Annotated in this window: 5 protein-coding genes; all 5 read right to left on the reverse strand. The window is 67.0% G+C overall.

Annotation, left to right across the window (positions count from 1 at the left end):
- The coding region (locus VMJ11_RS08200) for a hypothetical protein (protein WP_325618751.1) at positions 1–254 on the reverse strand (254 nt) is incomplete at its 3' end.
- A gap of 213 nt (positions 255–467) precedes the next feature.
- Complete coding sequence (locus VMJ11_RS08205) at positions 468–1,400, reverse strand: ion channel (protein ID WP_325618758.1); 933 nt, start codon at positions 1,398–1,400, stop codon at positions 468–470.
- Between the two features lie 298 nt (positions 1,401–1,698).
- On the reverse strand, positions 1,699–1,944 hold the full coding sequence (locus tag VMJ11_RS08210; protein WP_325618752.1) for a hypothetical protein: 246 nt from the start codon (positions 1,942–1,944) through the stop codon (positions 1,699–1,701).
- 58 nt (positions 1,945–2,002) lie between these two features.
- Positions 2,003–2,224: a hypothetical protein gene (locus tag VMJ11_RS08215; protein ID WP_325618754.1), complete on the reverse strand. Its 222-nt coding sequence runs from the start codon at positions 2,222–2,224 to the stop codon at positions 2,003–2,005.
- 220 nt (positions 2,225–2,444) lie between these two features.
- A partial coding sequence (locus VMJ11_RS08220) for a PfkB family carbohydrate kinase (RefSeq protein ID WP_325618756.1) occupies positions 2,445–2,651 on the reverse strand: 207 nt, incomplete at its 5' end.

Raw genomic sequence — 2,651 nt, forward strand, 5'->3', positions numbered from 1 at the left:
TCGAGCAGCTTCTTCGCCTTCCAGGCCTGCTGGTCGACCATGCCGAGCGGCGAGCCGCGATAGCCGCTGATGAAGCCAGCGGTGTTCAGCCCGTGCGCGCGGTCGAGCGCGCGCTGCATGAGCGCGAGGCGGATCAGCGCCTGGGTGCCGGTCAGGAAGATGCGGCCGCGTGTGGCGGTGAGGTTGTCGGTGAGGCGGTAGTCGGCAAGAGGCGGCGAAGCAGGCGAGTCGCCAAACGCGGGGCGCGCGGTCATGGGGGAGTCTCCAATTTATTGCTATCGCGCTACCCTCCTTCGAAGGGCGGCGAAGAGACTCTATTTTTTCTCGCCAATGACGGAAATTTTTTGCTAACTCTCCGGCGTCACTGGTCTTTCGCGCGAGAGGCTGCCCACGATAGCGAGATTCTGGAGAGAGATTTCCTCCGCGCGAGCATCTGACCGGTTTAGATCGATCTTCGCGCGAGTCCGTCAGACCACGCGTGCCACGTAGGCTGTCTTCCCGTCGAACGGGACGACATCGTGAAAGTGCGTGTAGTCCATCGTGCTCACGCCGTCCGCGTCGCTCATCAGGTCGACGTAGCGGTGCTGCCAGCGGATGTGCCGGTCGGACCAGCTGTAGCGCGCCTGCATGATTTGCGCGGTCGACTCGTCGGAGCCCTCGATCACGACGTGCAGCGTGGCGTGCTGGCTCGCGAGCATTTCGGGCGTGACGCCGTAGAGCGGACTCGACTCGTCGATCACGTGCATGAGATTCCAGCCGAGCGTGAAGAGGGGATGCTGGTCGCGCACGAGCTTGAGGTCGTGGATGCGGCGCAGGCGATAGCCGTCCGAAGAAATTTCGATGCGGATCAGGCGCAGCTTCGCGCCCGCTTCGGCGATCACGTTCTGGCGGGCGTTGGCGGCGCGCACCATCAACGTCATGCGGCCTTCGATGGGATGCACCACCACGTTGCGCGCGAACATGATCATGGCGCGCGGACGCGAGAAGCGCGCAAACACGAGGCCGGTGGCCAAGGCGACGCCCGACATGCCGACGAAGATTTCGAACGTGGCGACGATATGCGCGTAGATCGTTTGCGGATGCATGTCGCCGTAGCCGACGGTGGCGAGGGTTTCCACGCTGAAGAAGAAGGCGCCGAGGAAGCCATCGGGGTACTGGTGGGCGATGGGCGCGGTGCCGAGCAGGTAGAGGCAGGCGAACACGCCGTTGAGCAACATGAAGACGCCCGCGAGCGAGGCGAAGAACGTAGGCCAGCGCATGGTGAGCGCCGAGTGATAGAAGTCGCCCCAGGTCCGCACGGGCATGCCGTAGACGAGCACCTCGCGCGAGCCGAGGCGCAACTTGCGCGGCGCGCCGCGCCTCGCCGCGCGGCCGGGCGGCTCGGCCTGGCAGGCCGCCATGTCCACGCCCGGTGAATTCTGCGGGGCCGCTTCGGTTTCCTGGGCGGCTTCCTGGTTCGCGAAGCGCTCCGGCGTCTCGGACGTCATGGTGGTCCCTGCGGATCTGTTGTGAGGAGAGGAGCGTAGCAATGCCGAAGGGACAGGACAAGCCGGGAGTCGTGCGCTCGACCACGCGATGCGGCGAGCGCGCACGACTGCAGCCTACGGCAGTGGACAGGCGGACATGACGCGCCGCCGCTTCGCTGGCATGGCGCCGGCGCAAGCGACGAGCGACAAGCGACGTAGACGCGCGTGCGTTCTAAGGAAACGCGTGCGGCTTCGGAATGCCCGCGCCGTGTTCGATGTCGGCGATGGCCTGGCGGCGCGCGGCGTCCACGGCTCGCTCGGGCGCTTCGAAACCCGCGTTGCCGCCGATCGTGATCCACGGCTGCACGGCCTTGTCGCGATGCGTGATCTGATACTCGGCGTCCCAGCGAGCGCCCTGCAGTTCGAGCGGATGCACGTGGATGGCGTAGACGCCGTAGAGAAAGAGCTGTTCGGCCATGATTACCTCCAGCCGGTTCGTCGGTTCGCCGGTCCGCGCAAGGCGGGGCGACTGCGACCTACAGTTCGAGCTCGCCAAGGATGCGGTGCGCCAGCGCCTTGGCCTCTTCAAGAGCCTCTTCCGGCGTGCCCGAGGCGGCCTCCACTTCATAGACCGCGTTTTCGAGTTCCTCGCCGTCATCGCGCGCCAGGGAGACCAGGCCCTGGTACTGGCCGGCGTTCATGGGCCGAACGGTGGCGACGGCCGTGTAGATCCCCTTGGTGTAGGTGACGTCGTCCATAACGTGCTCCTTGTGGAAGGAAAACCCTCGGGCCGCGCAGGCCGCCGTGTAGTAAGTCGAGCCGCGCAGGTTGGGTCGCGAGAGCTTCGCGCGTCGTCCGCAACAGGAGGGAAATTCCATGCTAGCACGTTGCCCGCGTGGCTGCGGGGCATGGATATGACGGCGGCGCGGCGCTTTCGTGTCAGCTCCGCGCCGCGCCCGCGAGGGGCGATGCGCCACGTCAGTCGGCGAGCAGCGCGACGACTTCGTCGAGCGTCGGCGAATGCGCGCCGGGCCGGCGGCACGCGGCCGCCCCCGCCGCGAGCGCGAACGCCAGATGCTGGCGCCAGTCGCGTTGCGGCGCGCTCATCAGGCTGAACAGCAGCCCGCCGATGGAAGCGTCGCCTGCGCCCACGGTATCGGCCACCTCCACGCGCGGCGGCGCCGC

This window comes from Paraburkholderia sp. (assembly GCF_035501035.1).
Taxonomy (GTDB): Bacteria; Pseudomonadota; Gammaproteobacteria; order Burkholderiales; family Burkholderiaceae; genus Paraburkholderia.

Coding starts and splice junctions, on each gene's coding strand:
- VMJ11_RS08205 (WP_325618758.1), bottom strand. CDS start 1,400: ATGGCGGCCTGCCAGGCCGAGCCGCCCGGCCGCGCGGCGAGGCGCGGC.
- VMJ11_RS08210 (WP_325618752.1), bottom strand. CDS start 1,944: ATGGCCGAACAGCTCTTTCTCTACGGCGTCTACGCCATCCACGTGCAT.
- VMJ11_RS08215 (WP_325618754.1), bottom strand. CDS start 2,224: ATGGACGACGTCACCTACACCAAGGGGATCTACACGGCCGTCGCCACC.